This is a genomic window from Bradyrhizobium sp. CFUWI (assembly GCF_056429085.1).
This window is the reverse complement of sequence record NZ_JBWJZE010000015.1, coordinates 81,556-97,039: the sequence shown is the minus strand read 5'-3', so window position 1 is coordinate 97,039 and position 15,484 is coordinate 81,556. Positions and strand designations below refer to the sequence as shown.

The window sequence follows — 15,484 nt, the reverse complement described above, 5'->3', positions numbered from 1 at the left end:
ACAGGGCAAGCGAAGCGAGGGCGGGGAACGGCATGGCGTTAGCGAAATTGAGCGTGGCAGAGGTCGAGCAGTTCCTCCGTCACGAGTTTCCCCAGGCCTTTAGCGGCGACGACATCACGATCGAAAGCGCGGACGGCCAGACTTGCCTCCTGCGGCAGCGTTACAGCGAAAGGATGCTGCGGCCGGGCGGGACCGTGTCCGGCCCGACGCTGATGGCGCTGGCCGATTTCGCCATGTATGTGGTGCTCCTGTCCGCGATCGGGCCGGTCGGGCTCGCCGTGACCACCAATCTCAACATCAACTTCCTGCGCAAGGGCCTGCCCGGCCAGGACGTGCTGGCCGAGGCGCGGCTGCTCAAGCTCGGCAAGCGGTTGGCGGTCGGGGAGGTGAAGCTGTTGTCCGGCACTTCGCCCGATCCGATCGCCCATGTCACCTCGACCTATTCCATTCCAAATGTTTGAGCTTTTTGCAGGTAATATAGCACCATATTTATAAGCAATTGATATTACATATATAATTTACGTCGCTGGGCATTGACCGTGGCGCGTCTCTTCACTAGAACCCGCGCAGTCCGGTGCGGTGTTCGCGCCGATGCTCCCCGTCCACGGAAACTCTGACATGAAAACCTTTTCGGCAAAGCCGGCTGAGGTGACGAAGAAGTGGGTGCTGATCGACGCCAAGGGTCTGGTCGTCGGCCGTCTCGCCACCATCGTCGCCATGCGCCTGCGCGGCAAGCACCTCCCGACCTACACCCCGCACGTCGATTGCGGCGACAACGTCATCATCATCAATGCGCAGCATGCGGTCCTCACCGGTCGCAAGCGCGAGCAGAAGACCTATTACAAGCACACCGGCTATGTCGGCCACGTCAAGGAGCGCACCGCGCGCCAGATCCTCGAGGGCAAGCATCCCGAGCGCGTGCTCGAGAAGGCCGTCGAGCGCATGATTCCGCGTGGCCCGCTCGGTCGCGTGCAGATGGGCAACCTGCGTGTCTATGGCGGGGCCGATCATCCGCACGAGGCGCAGCAGCCCGAGAAGATCGACATCGCCAAGTTGAACCGCAAGAACACGAGGGCCGCATAACATGGCCGAATCCATCCAATCGCTCGACCAGCTCTCGCAGCTCAAGACGGCGGTCGCGCCCGACGCGCCCAAGCACGAGAAGAAGGTCGACAAGTTCAACCGCGCCTATGCCACCGGCAAGCGCAAGGACGCGGTCGCCCGCGTTTGGATCAAGCCGGGCGCCGGCAAGGTCACCGTCAATTCGCGCGAGGTCGAGGTCTATTTCGCCCGTCCCGTGCTGCGCATGATGATCGAGCAGCCGTTCTCCGTGGCCCAGCGTTCGGGCCAGTACGACGTGATCTGCACCGTTGCCGGCGGCGGCCTGTCCGGCCAGGCCGGCGCGGTCCGTCACGGCATCTCCAAGGCGCTGACCTATTTCGAGCCGGAGCTGCGCGGCGTGCTCAAGAAGGGCGGCTTCCTGACCCGCGACTCGCGCGTGGTCGAGCGCAAGAAGTACGGCAAGGCCAAGGCCCGCCGCTCCTTCCAGTTCTCGAAGCGTTAATCGCTTCGGTCGCATTCGCCGCGAAAGCGGCTTCAATGAGATGCAAAAGGGCGCTGATTTCAGCGCCCTTTTTGCTGCTCGTTTGTATGCAAATTGAGGGCGTGTTTCGGGAAAACTTGGCCTCCCGCGAAAACCTGAATGGAACTCGCCAGACTTAGCGTCGCCTTCGGAAGGGCGCGCAAATCGGATGTGCCGATCGCGTAACTGCTATGATCTAAAGGGGGCCGACATGATGTCGCTCGATAGCATCACGCTCTATTTGGTCGCCACCATGGTTGCCGCATTGCTCGGCGCGATGATGGTGTTTTTCGGCAGGCAGGAAAACAGCCCTGCACTGAAATGGTGGGGCACCGCCTATCTGCTCGGTGCCGCGTCCGTCGCGCTATGGACCGCGGCCGGCGACAGACTCGGTCCGCATCTCTATCTGGCGTTAAATGCCGTCGGCTTCGTTGCCTGCGGCATGGTGTGGAACGCGGCGCGCGTCTTCCATGGCCGCAAGCCGAACTGGCCGGGTCTCGTGCTCGGCGCGCTCGCCTGGATCGCCGCCGTGACATTGCTGGATCCCGCGGCATCCATGCTGCGCATGATCGTCGGTGCCGGCATCGTCTCGGTCTATGCGGCGCTGACCGCCAGCGAGCTCTGGACCGAACGGCGCAAGAGCCTGCAACGACGCTGGCCGGCCTTCGTGATGCCGGTGATGCACGGCTGCGTGTTGATGCTGCCGATCCTGATCGGCAGCATCCTCCGCCCGAACGATGCCGGCTTCTCCGGCAGCATCTGGGTCACCGTATTCGCGGTCGAGCTCATCCTCTATGCCGTCGGCACCGTCTTCGTGATCTTCATGCTGGTGTCCGAGCGCACGGTGACCGCGCACCGGACCGCGGCTTCCACCGATCCCCTGACCGGCATGCTCAACCGCCGCGGCTTCTCCGAGGCCTGCGGCCGCGTCATCGAGCGCGAGGCCAAGGCCGGGCGCCCCGTGACCGTGATGATCTTCGACATCGACCACTTCAAGTCGATCAACGACCGCTTCGGCCATCCCGCCGGCGACGAGATGCTGAAGCTGTTCTCGACCGTCGTCGTCAGTAATTTACGCATCTCCGACCTGTCGGGCCGCATCGGCGGCGAGGAATTCGCAGCGCTCTTGCCGTGCTCGCTGGAGGAGGGCGTGCTGGTCGCCGAGCGCGTGCGCGAGGCGTTCGAGACCTCCGGCGTTGTGGTCGATGAGGGTCCGGTCGATACCACCGTCAGCATCGGCGTCGCCGGCGGGCCTGCCGGCACCGAGCTCGAAGTGCTGCTGGCGTCCGCCGACACCGCGCTCTACCAGGCCAAGCGCGGCGGCCGTAACCGCGTCGAGGCGGCGGAGGAGCTGCCGTTGTCGCTGGAGAACTGGCGCCGCCAGAGCGCCGCGCGGGTCGGTGCGCCGCAGGCGCGGCCGGCCACCGCCTGAGACGCGAGGCGGCGTTTGCGGTAATGCTCTGTTTACCATTCGATCCCTACCATTGCGGTCATGGAATCGATCCGTCGACAGAACCCGCAAGCCGCCCTGATGTCGCTCGAAGCCGCTGCGGCCTCGGCACGCAGTGGTTTCGCCTGCCTGTTCTCGACCGCGGATGAATACGAGAGCGCGCTGATCACCGAGCGCCGCGCGCAGGGCCGCTACACGCAAAGCCGCCGCAGCACCTGGCCGCTCGCGCTGTTCGCCGGTTGCGTCCTCATCGTGGCGGGCACGGTCCTGCTGCTGGTCTGAGCGATCTGCATATTTGGGCCGACCAGGGCGCCGTTTCGGCGCCTTTTTCTTTTTCGCCGGCTGCGCTAGACACGCCCATCGAACAAGAAGGGTGGAAACCGATGATCACCGAGATCGCGCAAATCGACGTCAAGCCGGGCAGCGAGAAGGACTTCGAGGCCGCCGTCGCCAAGGCCAAGGCCGCTTTCGGCCGCTCCAAGGGCTTTCACGGCCTCGAATTGCACAAGTCGATCGAGAAGCCGCAACGCTACCGGCTGATGGTGAAGTGGGCGACGCTTGAGAACCACACCGTCGATTTCCGCGGCTCGGAGCATTTCACCGAATGGCGCGGCCTCGTCGGCCAGTATTTCGCGTCGCCCCCCGAGGTCGAACACACCGAGACCGTGCTGACGACCTGAGCCGAGGCGGGCCGCCTCACGCCGCCTCCATCAGCGGCGCCGCCTCATAAGTCTTGAAATGGTCGATCATGACCTTGGCGATGGCGACCAGCGGCAGCGCCAGGGCCAGGCCCCAGATTCCGAACACGACGCCGAGCAGGATCTGGAACGCGAACAGCGTGGCCGGCGGGATGTCCAGCGCCTGCCGTTGCAGGACCGGCGTCAGCACGTAGCTCTCCATGGCGTGCACGCCCATGAAGAGCAGAAAGGCCGACAGGGCCGGGATCCAGCCCGAGGCAAGGCTCGCCAGCACCACGATGACGCCGGCGATGATGGCCCCGACGGTCGGGATGAAGGCGAGCAGGCCGGCCTGAATTCCCAGGATGAACGAGCCGGGAATGCCGATGAGGGCGAGGCCGATAAAGGTCACCATACCGACCGCGAGCATGACGATGATCTGCGCGATCAGCCAGCGCTCGAGGGTCTCGGCTATGCGGTCGATGATGAGGGTGACGCGGGTGCGGTGCCTGGCCGGCGCCAGGAACAGGAGGCCGTCGTGATAGACGGCCGGCTGGGCGGCGAAGGCGAAGCCCAGGAACAGCACGATGAAGATGTTGCCGACGCCGTGGATGGTGCCGAGCAGCACCTTGAAGGTCTGGCTCACGATCGCGCCGCCGCTGGAGGCTAGCGCGCCCGCGCCGGGCAAGGCGCTGCGTGAGGGCGTCGCCGGTGGGGGGCTCGTCTCCGCCGGCGGACTGACCGCGGAATCGGCTCCGCCGTTGCCGAGATCGAAGAAGCTGGTGTCGATGCCGTGGTTGTCGAGGAACGACCTGACATTGGCGAGCTGCGACTTGAGGGTCTTGCTCAGCAGCGAAGCCTGCTCGGCGATGGTGGCGCCGCCGAGATAGGCGATGCCGGCGAGCATCAAGCCAAGCGCGGTGCAGACGATCGCGAGCCGCACCGCATGCGGCAGAGGCACGCGGCGACCGAGCGCGATCGTCAGCGCGTTGAGGCCGAGACCGAGCAGCATGCCGGTGAAGATCAGCAGCAAGGTCGCCGCGAAATACCAGGTGAAGACAAGCAGCGCGGTGAACAGCACGATGCCGATGCCCCCGACCGAGATCGCCCAGGCCTGATCCCGGGCCAGTTCGCTGCGAGTGAGGGAGCGTTCATTTTTGGATAGGGTCACATCGGGTCCTTTCGGGGCCAAGGGCGCCGCACTCTCTCGATAAACGCGCTTCCGATCAAGACCACGTCAACGCTCTGGTTTGACGCCGGCAAGCCGACGGTGCAGAGCGGTGAGGACAGAACAACGGGGGCGGTTTGAGCTTCATCAGCAAATGGGCAGGTCTGCTCGGACTCCTGGCCGTGCTCGTGATCGGCGACCAGATCCGCATCCACCGGCCCGGCCACAAATATCGCCTCACAGTCGAGGTGACGACGCCCGACGGGATCAAGTCCGGGTCCGGCATTCTGGCCGTCGTGCCCGACCGCAATTACAACCGCGGCGGCCGCACCACGATGCGCGGGGAGGCGGTGTTCGTCGACCTCGGTCAGGGCAAGAATCTGGTGGCCTCGCTGGCGCACTGGCAGGGCGCCAGGCTGGACTTTGACGACATCAACTATGTCGCGCTCCGCGCCTACGGCGCCGGACGCGGCAACCGCGTCTCGTTCAACGATATGCACCGGCAGACCGGCGTGGTCCCGGTGCAGGCAGACCTCGTTCCCGTGCTCCTGAGCTTTGGCGATCCCAGCGATCCCACGACCGCCCGGCTCGTCGCCGCCGACCATGCGGAGGCGGTTCTGGGCGAGGGCCATGCGATCCGCGGCCTTTCGGCCGAAGTCGTACCCAACGGGTTTTGGCCGATTGATTTCGGTGGGGTGCTCGGGGAGCCCGTGACGCGTGGCATCGACGCGAAGCTGCCCTGGCTGACCGCGCGCGGCGATGGCGCGGCAACGGCGCTGAAGGCCGCCGGTCTGCCCGCCGGGGGCGAGGCCCGGGCGGCATTTGCGCGAAAATAGCATTGCCGTCCCGCGATCCCCTCTGTTGAATTTGTTCCATCCGAGGGGCATGTTGGGAGAATCTTCTGACGGGAGGCGCGGAACGACAGATGAGAAAGCCGGTCGTCGGCGTGATCGGGAATGCCCATCGCGTCGAAAATCGATTTCAGGTCCAGATGGTCGGCGAGCGCAATTTGCGCGCCGTGGCCGAGGTCTCCGGCGGCTTGCCGGTGATGTTCGCGGGCTCGCCTGACATCACCGATATTGCGGCACTGCTCGACACCGTGGACGGCATCATCCTCACCGGCGCACGGGCCAACGTGCACCCGACCCGTTTCAACGTCGACCCCTGCGAGAAGCACGAGCCCTACGACATCCACCGCGACGAGGTGGCGCTGGCCCTTTCCGTTGCCTGTGTTGCCCGCGGCATCCCGCTGTTCGGCATCTGCCGCGGCCTGCAGGAGATGAACGTCGCCTTCGGCGGCTCGCTGCATCCGGAGATCCGCGAAATTCCCGGCCGTATGAACCATCGCATGCCACGGCTCGAGAACGGCGAAATCCATCCCGATCCGACCGTCATATTCGCCGACCGCCACGACGTCGACCTGACGCCGGGCGGGGCGTTCGCAAGGATTCTCGGCTGCGAGAAGATCAGGGTCAATTCGCTGCACGGCCAGGGCATTCTCGATCCCGGCAAGCGCGTGCTGATCGAGGGCGTCGCCGAGGACGGCACCATCGAGGCGATCCGGATCGCGGAAGCCCCGAGCTTCGCGCTCGGCGTGCAATGGCACGCCGAATACGATCCCCAGCACAATCCGATCAACCGCAAGCTGTTCGAGGCGTTTGGCGAAGCGCTGGTGGCGCGGCAGAAGGCGGTGGCGTAACTCGCCCTCGTGTCCCGGACGCGCTGCAGCGTTCATACGCTGCGCTGAGCCGCGGCCCGGCGCTCTGGACTCCGGTGCAGCATGGGCCCCGGCTCTGCAGCGCACCGCCATGAGGCGCTGCGCTGCGTCCGGGGCACGCGCACGCATCCTGGAATGACGATGGATGCGGTGAGAGCAGTTCATTTCAACGGCAGGAACAGATCCGCGGCCGCCTCGTGCTCGGCGACATCAGGAACGAAGCTCAGCCGCTGGCAATAGATCGGGAAGTCGCGGGCTTCCTCACCGCTGGCCGGAAGCCAGTCGCGATAGAGGAACAGCGCGGCGGGCTCGAGATTGTCGGTGTTGCCGACGACGCGTAGCACGGCGCAGCGGCCGCCCGGAATCTCGCCGGCTTTGATCGCTGCCCCGTTTGCCTCGATCGGCTTGTCGGTTCCGACGCAGAGGTCCACGCTGTAGTCGGCGGGCGAGGCCGGCCGCCGCTCGGACCGCCAGACGTTGAAGGTCGGACTCGTGCTCGGGTGCAGGCCGGCGGCTTTGCGCCAGGCGATGAACCGCTGGATGGTGGCGGGGAGCGTCGCCGGATCGCCGCGGTGCTCCATGATCGCCACCGACGTCGTCGGCACATTGCGGATCGTCACGTCGTCGCTGGTAAAGGTCTTCTGCATGAACTTGCTCCTCGCATTGTCGAGAGGCCCGAAGGCCGCAAGCCACGGCTCCCAGTCGGGAGACTTCCGGAACGACGACGGCGATTGCCCGAACCGTTGCCGAAAGGCGCGGGCGAAGGCGTCAGGCGCGTCGTAGCCGGCATCCATCGCGATATCCGTGACGCTTTCGGCGTCGCTGTAGGCCAACCGGTATGAAGCGCGCTTCATGCGGGCGAGCTGGATATAGCGATGCACGGACAGCCTGAAGGTCGCCGTGAACTGCCGGTGGAAATGATACTTCGAGTAGGCGGCGACGCTGCTCAGCGCATCCAGGTCAAGATCATCATCCAGATGCCGGTCGATGTGATCCAGCACCCGCTGCATCCGGGCATGGTAGTTGCGAAGCGCCGCCGTCATCGTTCCGTTCTCCGTGGCAGCGCCAGCTAAAGCCTATGCGGGCAGGAGGTGCTCGACCGATCTTGCGGTTTTGCCACGGGGCGCAGAAAGCCGCCAAGCTGTTTTCACCTTGGGAAACTTCTCGCCTCCGCCGCCGTTGAATCGCGGCTGAGGAGACGCCATGCCGATCAAGGATCAGGTCAAGAATTTCGCCAGGAAGCTGGTGGAGGACTGTCCCGATGCAGCAGCGTTGCGCGCGCTGGTGCGGGCGCGAAGGCCGGCCGCCCTCCATTTTCGCGACGACGGCATCGTGCCGAACAATCCGAAATTTCCAGCATTGCTCTATCGCGGGGCGGTGAAGCTGACGAGCCGGCGCTTTCGCCCTGACGTCATCATCGACACGATGTTCGATGCGAATGGCTGGGGCCGGTCATGGCGCGATACCGTGTACGACTTCGTCCATTATCATTCGCAGATCCATGAGGTGATGGGCGTGGCACGCGGCACGGCCAGAATCGAGTGCGGCGGGATCAAGGGGCGAATCCTGAGTGTGAGGCCCGGCGATGTTCTGGTCCTCCCCGCAGGCACGGGACACCGTCTCATCGAGTCCAGTCGGGATTTTCTGGTGGTCGGCGCCTATCCGCAGGACGGGACCTATGACGAGTGCACCGACACGCGCGAGCGTCCCGACGCCATCAGGCGCATCGCCAAGGTCCGGAAGCCGAAGACGGATCCGGTCCTTGGCCGCGGCGGCCCGCTGCTGCGCGCGTGGCGGAAAGAGCGGCCGCGATCGCGAGCCGGCGGGTAGCGCTGCTCGGCGGTTTCTCCTCACGTCCGCCGCGCTCCCGTCAGATAGTCCGGCGCGAAGTCCGCAAGCCTGCGCAGCTCCTCGGGTTGCAGCAGCTCGATCTCGCTGCCCTCCCAGGCGATCAATCCACGATGCCTCAGCTCCTGGATGGTGCGATTGACGTGGACGATCGAGAGTCCGCAGGCATCTGCAACGTGCCGCTGCGTCATCGGCATCTGGAAGCAACCGTCGTCGAGAAGGCCGACGAGCTCCAGCCTTGCGGCGAGCTCGCAGATGAGGTGCGCGACCTTGGCCAGGGCCGCCTGCGCGCCGAGGCGGGCGATCCATCGTCGCGAGATCGCCGCATCGATCAGCGTCTCGCGCCAGAACGCGCGAGTCAAATGCACCGAGCCGTCGAGAAGCTGCTTGAGCTGGCTGTGCGCGACCGCGCCGACGATAGTCGGTCCGAGGCCGACGAGGTCTGCATCCATCGGCGAGACCAGCAGCGCGTGCAGGCAGGGCATGTCGCCGGGAACGTGGAAGGCAAGGATCTGGCTGCGGTCGCCGACGATGCGGGTCTGGTAGAGGAAGCCGTGCACGACGAAGACGCAGCGCGAGGCGGTCTCGCCCTGGCGCAGCACGATCTCGCCGTCGGCGACCTGGCGCAGCGTGGCGGGCAGGGCGGCGATCTGTCGGCGTTCGTCCTCGGACAGGTCTTCGACGACCTGCAGACGCGCGATGAACTTTTGATGCGGCATGAGCCTCGCGTGCCGGTTCAATTCTCGCGCGACCTGGATGCCTCGACGAAGCGCCCAGACAGCTTTGCGAGGGTCCAGGCGGAGACGGGCGCAGAGCGGAACTCGCGAATGGCACGGGCGAGTTCCTGATCGGACATCGGCCGGCCGGCTGCTTCAGCGTGCCTTCGACGAAGGCATTCTCGATGCTGTCGAGGTGCTCGCTCGTATCCGGCGTGAACAGGCTGCGGATACGTTCCAGGATCGTCGCAGGGCTCATGAAGGGACGGCTCGGCTCGTCGTCGAGGTGACGGGGTGGATGCGACCCGGTACGGTCGCAGATCGAATTAGCAACCTCTGCTTCCGAGACGCGTTCTAGTCCGCTGAAGCCATGCCGGACGTATCATTTGATAGAACCCGGCGCGATTTTTGGCGGCCCCATGGAAAAAGCCCACGACGTGCTGATCCGGAACCTGTGCGAGCACACCGCGCTCGCACCGGAGGATCTCGCCGAGATTCGCGCGCTCACCTTCACGCTGCGCGATTTCGAGTCGAACGAGGATTTCATCCGCCAGGGCGACGAACCCGAGCATTCGGTGCTGGTCGTCTCGGGCATGGTCGCGCGCTACCATCTGCTCGGCGGCGGCGGGCGGCAATATCTCGCCTTCCACCTCACCGGCGACCTGCCGGACGCGCAGGGCCTGTTCATCGACCAGATGGACCACGGATTGAGCGCGCTGGGGCCCGCCTCGGTCGCCTTCATCCCGCATCGCGAATTGTTCATCGCGTTCCGGCGGCGGCCGAGCTTTGGGTTGGCCATCTGGCGCGAGACGCTACTCGATGCCGCGATCTTTCGCGAAGCCATCACCAACAACAGCGCCCGGCCGATGCAGGCGCGTATGGCGCACCTGTTCTGCGAGCTGTTCTACCGCGCCCGCGCCGCGCAGCTCGTCCGCGGCAATCGCTGCCCCTTGCCGATCAGCCTGGCGCAGCTCGGCGAGACGCTGGGCATGGCGATTGCGACCGTGAACCGGACGCTCGCCGAGCTCAGGCGCAGCGGCGCCATGGATCTGCGAGAGGGCGAGCTGATCGTGCTGAAATGGCGCGACTTGCAGCGGCTCGGCGATTTCAGCCCGACCTATCTGCACCAGAAACGGCAGTCGTCGCCGCCGGCGTGAGTCCGCCGGCATGTTAGCCATCGGCGGATGCCGCGCCGAGCACTTCGTCAAAATGCTTCTTCACCCAATCGTTGCAGCAGCAGGCTCTGGCGGCGAGCGCCGCTGCGTCGAGGATCAGGATGGCGCCGCGCCGGGTGGCGAGGATGCGCCGCGCCTTGAACATCTGGATGACGCGGCTGGCATAGCTGCGGGAGACGCCGAGCATGCCGGCGAGCTGCTCGTGGGTGAGGGGGATCTCGGCCTGGCCGATACGCTCCTGCGTGGAGATGATCCACTTGGCGGCGCGCTGCTCGATCGAATGCGCGGCGTTGCAGGCCGCGTTTTGCAGCAATTGCGCGAACTGGCAATCGGCATAGCGCGAGATCGCCTCTTCCAGCGCGGCCGACCTCTGCTGCGCCTGCTCGAGCACGCGCAGCGGCAGCCGGACGAGCGTGCCGCCCAGCTTCACGACGATGCGGGAATAGGCGAGCGAAGGATTGCGGCCGGCGGCAACGCCCACCGCACCCTCGCGTCCCACCAGCAGGCTTTCGACCTCGCGATCATCCTCGACCGGAACGGCGAACGACACGAGCGTGGCGCCGCAGGGGAAATGAACCGCCGCCACGGCGTCGCCGGCGTGATGCAGGATGTGGCCCGCCTCGATGTCGACCGGCTGGAGATGAGGTGCAAGAAGTTCGAAATCTCGCGGGGCGAGCTGCCGGAGCAGATCGTTCTGGGGCCGACCGGTCACAGTCTCTTCTCTTGGCTGGCCGGGAATCGGCGCCGGTCAGAACCCTACGTTTCCGTGGCGGAACCAACGGTTCCAAAGTGCACACAAGGCGAGGCTCGGGGTCGAAAAGTTCGCGCCTCTGCCGCCGGGCCCGCATGGGCGATGAAACATCACCCGACGCGGGCTTCGCGGTCCCCTGTGGATCGGCGTTCGGCCGCATGCGCGCGATAGGCGTCGATCGCCCTGTTGGCCAGCATCAGCTGCCGGCGTTCGCCGGTCCTGAGCTGGGCTTCGATGGCGTCGAGAAGGACGTTCGCGCTCTCGTCCGGCGGGCCGAGCTCGCCGCTCTGCTCGAGGCAGCTCCAGGCGATGAAGAATGCGCTTTCGACGGTGCAGCGGATGGACATGCGCTGCCAACGCGGCGAGGTCGAAGGCGTTCCGTGCGGCGGGCGCAACTTGCGTCGGGCCCGCAGCAAGCGATCGGTCAGTTCTTCAGCACGATGCGGCCGACGACCTTGCCGGCACGAAGCTCGTCGATCCATTTCTGGACCTCGCCCATCGGCTCCTCGCGCATCGGCGTCGGCCTGATCTTGCCGGCGCGCGCCAGCGCCATCAGCTCGTGGGCCTCGGCGAGCGTGCCGACCATGAAGCCCTCGATGGTCATGCGCTTGTAGACCCATTGCACCATCGGCAGCGTGAACTGACCGCCCATCAGGCCGGAGACAACGATCTTGCCGCCGCGCGCGGCGACTGCGACCGCAAAGGCCATCGACTTCTCGTTGCCGGCGAAATCGACGATCTCGTCGAACCCGCCCTCGGTCTCCTTCAGGATGCGCTTGATCACGTCGGGCTCGGCCGGATCGTAGGCGACGGCGGCCCCGTTCTTGAGTGCGGTCTCTCGCGCGGCCGCTGAGAGGTCGGCGACCGTGATCGGCTGCTTGAACATCGCCTGCGCGAACGACAGGCCCATCATGCCGACGCCGCCGAGGCCGATCAGCAGAAGGTTGCGCTGGCGCGGACGGTCGACCAGGCGCTTGAGCGCGCCATAGGCGGTGACGCCGGAGCACATCAAGGTCGCGGCCTGGTTGACGGGCAGGGGATCGTAGTCGAGCAGATATTTCGCGTCGGGCACCAGCACGTGGGTGGCAAAGCCCCCGTCGATGGAGACGCCGAGGAAGCGCTGCTTCACGCAAAGATTCTCGTCGCCATTGGCGCAGTCGCGGCACTGGCCGCAGCCGATCCAGGGAAAGACGGCCTTCTTCGCGCCGACGAGACCCGCCGGCAGGTCGGGGCCGACCTCGTCGACCACGCCGGCGATCTCGTGGCCCAGCGTGAACGGCAGCGTCATGCCGCGCGTGGTGTCGAGCTTCTTGCCGCCGCCGAGATCGGCATAGCCGTCCTGGATGTGCAGGTCGGAATGGCAGAGGCCGCAGCGCTCGATGCGCACCAGCACCTCGCGGCCTTGCGGCTTCGGCGTGTCGACGATGGTCTCGCACAAGGGCGCGTCGAACTTGACCAGGGACTGCCTGCGCATCAGCGCCATTTTCTTTCCTCCGGAATTCTTGGTTACTCGGTTTCGCTGCGTATATCCGCCAATTCGCGCGCCATGGCAACAAAGCCGGAAATGGGAATGGTTTCCGCGCGCCGCGTCGCATCGACGCCGGCGGCCTGCGCGAGCCGGGCCGGATCGACGCCGAGCGACTTCAGGCTTTGCCGCAGCATCTTGCGGCGCTGGCCGAAGGCGGCGGCGGCGACCTGTTCGAGCAGCTTGCGATCGCAGGCAAGCGGCTCTGCGCGCGGCTTGAGGCGCACGACGGAGGAGGTGACCTTGGGCGGCGGCACGAAGGCGGACGGCGCGATGTCGAACAGGATCTTGGTCTCGCAGCGCCAGTTGGCGAGCACGCCGAGCCGGCCGTAGGCCTCCTCGTCCTCGCGCGCCACGATGCGCTCGCCGACCTCGCGCTGGAACATCAGCACCATCATGTCGTACCAGGGCGGCCAGGGCTCGCTGGTGAGCCAGTTGATCAAGAGCTGGGTCGCGATGTTGTAGGGCAGGTTGGCGACGATTTTCGCGCGCGCGTCATCGAGCAACGGGCGGGGATCGAATGTCATGGCGTCGCCGTGCACGATCTCGAGCCTGTCAGGATAGTGCGCGGAAATATCCTGCAAGGCCGGGATCGCGCGCTCGTCGTGCTCGATGGCGATCACCCGCCTCGCGCCGAGCGCGAGGAGGGCGCGCGTCAGCCCGCCCGGGCCGGGGCCGATCTCGACGATGGTGGAATCCTCGAGCGGCGCCGCGGCGCGCGCGATCCGCGCCGTGAGATTGAGGTCGAGCAGAAAGTTCTGGCCGAGCGATTTGCGCGCCGACAGCGCGTGGCGGCGAATGACCTCGCGCAGCGGCGGGAGGTCGTCGATCGCGCTCATCAGCTTTGTGAGCTTGGTGAAGCCGCCATGCGGCTGGCGAGCCTCAAGGCTGCGATCAGGCTCGCTGGGTTGGCTTTGGCCGTGCCGGCGATGTCGAAGGCGGTGCCGTGATCGGGCGAGGTGCGGACGAAGGGCAGGCCGAGCGTGACATTGACCGCGTTGTCGAACGCGACCGTCTTGATCGGGATCAGCGCCTGGTCGTGATACATGCAGATGGCGCAGTCATAGGTGCTGCGCGCGGCCTCGTGGAACATGGTGTCGGCGGGCAGCGGGCCCCTGGTCTCGATACCGTCGTTGCGCAGGACTTTCAGCGCCGGGGCGATGACGGTCTGCTCCTCGTGGCCGAGCGAGCCGTCCTCCCCGGCATGCGGATTGAGGCCGGAGACCGCGATGCGCGGCCGCGCGATGCCAAAACGGGATTTCAGCTCGGTTGCGACGATGCGCACGGTCGAGACGATCAGCTCGCTGGTGAGCTGGGCCAAGGCATCGCGGATCGAGACGTGAATGGTCACGGGCACCACGGCGAGTTGCGGCGACCATAGCATCATCACCGGCTGCGGCACGCGCCCGTTCTTGGCGGCGAGCTCGGCGAGGAATTCGGTGTGGCCGGGATGACGGAAGCCCGAGCGGTAGAGCACGCTCTTGGCGATCGGATTGGTGACGACGGCGCCGGCGCGGCCCTCGCGAACATCGGTGACCGCCTGCCGGATCGAGGCGAGCGCGGCGGGCGCGCTCGATGCGTCGGGCTTGCCGGGCTCGGCGGTCGCGCGCTCGCCGGTGGCGACCACGGGCAGGGCCTCGGTGAAGGCAGCAGCGGCCTCGCCGGGGCTCACCGCCGCGGTCCTGACGCCGGCCCCCAGCGACGGGGCGAGCGCCTTGGCCCGCCGCGCGATCAGCGCCTCGTCACCGAGCAGATAGAAGGCGGGCAGGTTCAGCTCGCGGCGCCGCAGCCAGGCCGCGATCGTGATGTCGGGGCCGATGCCGGCGGGCTCTCCCAGGGTCAGGGCAAGGGGCTTTGCTGCGCGATCGGCCATCAGCGGTTGCGATATTCGATCATCGCGGCCTTGCGGAGCTCGTCGAGATAGGCCTTCTGGGTCTTCTCGTATTTCTCCTGATACATCTTCTCGCGGACCTCGCGCTTCTTCGGCGTGTCGATCATGGTCGGCTTGCGCGAGCACAGCACCACCATCTCGATGCCGTTCTTGGTCAGCTCGGGCGCGGTCAGGTGGCCGATCGGGGTGTCGTCGAGCACCTTGCGCAGCACCTCCGGCAGTTCGGCGGTGGTCTTGGTGACGGCGTCCCGAATGGTGACGTTCGGTGTCGAGCGGAACAGCGAATTGGCTTCTTCGCAGCTTCCGACGCGCGCGCGATAGCTCTCGGCTTCCTTCTTCCGGGTCTCCAGGAACGACGGGGACGAGCCGCGCGGCACGATCAGCACGATCGGCTGCATCTTGTACTCGGTGCCTTCGACCTGCAGCTTGTCGCCGGTCTGGGCCTGCACGGCCTGCGCGACGTCGCGCTCGCCGACCAGCAGCTTCTCCTTGAAGCGGCCGCGCACGAGGCTGGTCCAGACCATCTCGGACCTCATGCGGCTCTTCAGCGTCTCGGGGCGGAGGCCTTTGGATTCGAGCGACTTGGCGAGCTGGTCCGGCGTGATGCGCATGCGCTGCGCCATGCCCTCGAAGGACTGGTTGATGTCGGAGGCGCTGGGATCGACCCCGTACTTCTTGCCCTCCTTGATCTTCACCTTGTCGTCGATCAGCTCGTTGATGACCTCCTGCCGGCTCGGGGTCTTCTGCGTCGTCAGCTGGTCGAGCTTGGAACGCTGCTCGATGTCGAAATCGGTGATCGGATCACCGTTGACCATGACGACGATGTTCTGCGCGCGCGACGGCGAGGGCAGTCCGGTCAGGATCAACCCGGCAGTGATGGCGAGCAGGAGGCGGAAGACGGGCAATGGGGTCGTCATGATTGTCGCTCGCATGTCAGCCGCGTCGAGCCTGTGATGGGGGCAAGCGCGGCCGGCACTTCAAACC

Annotated in this window: 19 protein-coding genes; 10 read left to right on the top strand and 9 right to left on the bottom strand. The window is 66.1% G+C overall.

Annotated features, from left to right (window positions below):
- Positions 1 to 32: 32 nt before the first annotated feature.
- The 6 genes from AC066S_RS28165 (at position 33) to AC066S_RS28140 (ending at position 3,712) form a co-directional block, all read left to right on the top strand.
- Positions 33 to 461: a PaaI family thioesterase gene (locus AC066S_RS28165; RefSeq protein ID WP_126258473.1), complete on the top strand. Its 429-nt coding sequence runs from the start codon at positions 33 to 35 to the stop codon at positions 459 to 461.
- Between the two features lie 157 nt (positions 462 to 618).
- Entirely contained in the window at positions 619 to 1,083 is a 465-nt protein-coding gene (gene rplM, locus AC066S_RS28160) for a 50S ribosomal protein L13 (RefSeq protein ID WP_011087726.1), read from the top strand.
- A 1-nt stretch (position 1,084) separates the two neighbouring features.
- A complete protein-coding gene (gene rpsI, locus AC066S_RS28155; protein ID WP_478271150.1) occupies positions 1,085 to 1,564 on the top strand; it encodes a 30S ribosomal protein S9 in 480 nt (159 codons plus the stop codon).
- Between the two features lie 229 nt (positions 1,565 to 1,793).
- Positions 1,794 to 3,014 (top strand): GGDEF domain-containing protein, encoded by a 1,221-nt coding sequence (locus tag AC066S_RS28150; protein ID WP_478271149.1) that lies wholly within the window; start codon positions 1,794 to 1,796, stop codon positions 3,012 to 3,014.
- Positions 3,015 to 3,074: 60 nt separating this feature from the next.
- Positions 3,075 to 3,314, top strand: coding sequence for a hypothetical protein (locus AC066S_RS28145; RefSeq protein ID WP_126258471.1), 240 nt, complete (start codon positions 3,075 to 3,077; stop codon positions 3,312 to 3,314).
- Positions 3,315 to 3,415: 101 nt separating this feature from the next.
- Positions 3,416 to 3,712: an antibiotic biosynthesis monooxygenase family protein gene (locus AC066S_RS28140; protein WP_478271148.1), complete on the top strand. Its 297-nt coding sequence runs from the start codon at positions 3,416 to 3,418 to the stop codon at positions 3,710 to 3,712.
- A gap of 16 nt (positions 3,713 to 3,728) precedes the next feature.
- Here AC066S_RS28140 and AC066S_RS28135 read toward each other — a convergent pair whose 3' ends face one another.
- Entirely contained in the window at positions 3,729 to 4,880 is a 1,152-nt protein-coding gene (locus AC066S_RS28135) for an AI-2E family transporter (RefSeq protein WP_478271147.1), read from the bottom strand.
- Between the two features lie 134 nt (positions 4,881 to 5,014).
- Here AC066S_RS28135 and AC066S_RS28130 point away from each other — a divergent pair, with 134 nt between their 5' ends.
- Both AC066S_RS28130 and AC066S_RS28125 read left to right on the top strand, forming a co-directional pair.
- On the top strand, positions 5,015 to 5,713 hold the full coding sequence (locus tag AC066S_RS28130) for a hypothetical protein (protein WP_478271146.1): 699 nt from the start codon (positions 5,015 to 5,017) through the stop codon (positions 5,711 to 5,713).
- Positions 5,714 to 5,802: 89 nt separating this feature from the next.
- On the top strand, positions 5,803 to 6,576 hold the full coding sequence (locus AC066S_RS28125; RefSeq protein ID WP_478271145.1) for a gamma-glutamyl-gamma-aminobutyrate hydrolase family protein: 774 nt from the start codon (positions 5,803 to 5,805) through the stop codon (positions 6,574 to 6,576).
- Between the two features lie 179 nt (positions 6,577 to 6,755).
- Here AC066S_RS28125 and AC066S_RS28120 read toward each other — a convergent pair whose 3' ends face one another.
- Positions 6,756 to 7,637 (bottom strand): AraC family transcriptional regulator, encoded by an 882-nt coding sequence (locus AC066S_RS28120; protein WP_478271144.1) that lies wholly within the window; start codon positions 7,635 to 7,637, stop codon positions 6,756 to 6,758.
- Between the two features lie 160 nt (positions 7,638 to 7,797).
- Here AC066S_RS28120 and AC066S_RS28115 point away from each other — a divergent pair, with 160 nt between their 5' ends.
- A complete protein-coding gene (locus tag AC066S_RS28115; protein WP_478271143.1) occupies positions 7,798 to 8,424 on the top strand; it encodes a cupin in 627 nt (208 codons plus the stop codon).
- Positions 8,425 to 8,444: 20 nt separating this feature from the next.
- Here the strand turns inward: AC066S_RS28115 and AC066S_RS28110 are convergent, their stop codons facing one another.
- Positions 8,445 to 9,161, bottom strand: coding sequence for a Crp/Fnr family transcriptional regulator (locus AC066S_RS28110; protein ID WP_478271142.1), 717 nt, complete (start codon positions 9,159 to 9,161; stop codon positions 8,445 to 8,447).
- Positions 9,162 to 9,577: 416 nt separating this feature from the next.
- Between AC066S_RS28110 and AC066S_RS28105 the strand changes: the two genes are divergently transcribed.
- Positions 9,578 to 10,315 (top strand): Crp/Fnr family transcriptional regulator, encoded by a 738-nt coding sequence (locus AC066S_RS28105; protein ID WP_135169473.1) that lies wholly within the window; start codon positions 9,578 to 9,580, stop codon positions 10,313 to 10,315.
- A 13-nt stretch (positions 10,316 to 10,328) separates the two neighbouring features.
- On the opposite strand, the gene AC066S_RS28100 is transcribed toward AC066S_RS28105, so the two are convergent.
- The 6 genes from AC066S_RS28100 to AC066S_RS28075 form a co-directional block, all read right to left on the bottom strand.
- Positions 10,329 to 11,045 carry a Crp/Fnr family transcriptional regulator gene (locus tag AC066S_RS28100; protein ID WP_478271141.1) on the bottom strand — a complete coding sequence of 239 codons (717 nt, stop codon included), beginning with the start codon at positions 11,043 to 11,045 and terminating at the stop codon, positions 10,329 to 10,331.
- A gap of 149 nt (positions 11,046 to 11,194) precedes the next feature.
- Positions 11,195 to 11,431 (bottom strand): hypothetical protein, encoded by a 237-nt coding sequence (locus AC066S_RS28095; RefSeq protein ID WP_478271140.1) that lies wholly within the window; start codon positions 11,429 to 11,431, stop codon positions 11,195 to 11,197.
- Between the two features lie 77 nt (positions 11,432 to 11,508).
- Positions 11,509 to 12,567 carry an alcohol dehydrogenase gene (locus AC066S_RS28090; RefSeq protein WP_478271139.1) on the bottom strand — a complete coding sequence of 353 codons (1,059 nt, stop codon included), beginning with the start codon at positions 12,565 to 12,567 and terminating at the stop codon, positions 11,509 to 11,511.
- 23 nt (positions 12,568 to 12,590) lie between these two features.
- Complete coding sequence (rsmA, locus tag AC066S_RS28085; protein ID WP_135169476.1) at positions 12,591 to 13,448, bottom strand: 16S rRNA (adenine(1518)-N(6)/adenine(1519)-N(6))-dimethyltransferase RsmA; 858 nt, start codon at positions 13,446 to 13,448, stop codon at positions 12,591 to 12,593.
- Positions 13,448 to 14,482: a 4-hydroxythreonine-4-phosphate dehydrogenase PdxA gene (pdxA, locus tag AC066S_RS28080; RefSeq protein ID WP_135169477.1), complete on the bottom strand. Its 1,035-nt coding sequence runs from the start codon at positions 14,480 to 14,482 to the stop codon at positions 13,448 to 13,450. The genes rsmA and pdxA overlap by 1 nt, the downstream gene beginning before the upstream one ends.
- The gene (locus tag AC066S_RS28075) at positions 14,482 to 15,417 is read right to left on the bottom strand and encodes a SurA N-terminal domain-containing protein (RefSeq protein WP_167767507.1); all 936 of its coding nucleotides are present in this window, start codon (positions 15,415 to 15,417) and stop codon (positions 14,482 to 14,484) included. Before AC066S_RS28075 ends, pdxA begins: the two co-directional genes overlap by 1 nt.
- Positions 15,418 to 15,484 lie beyond the last annotated feature (67 nt).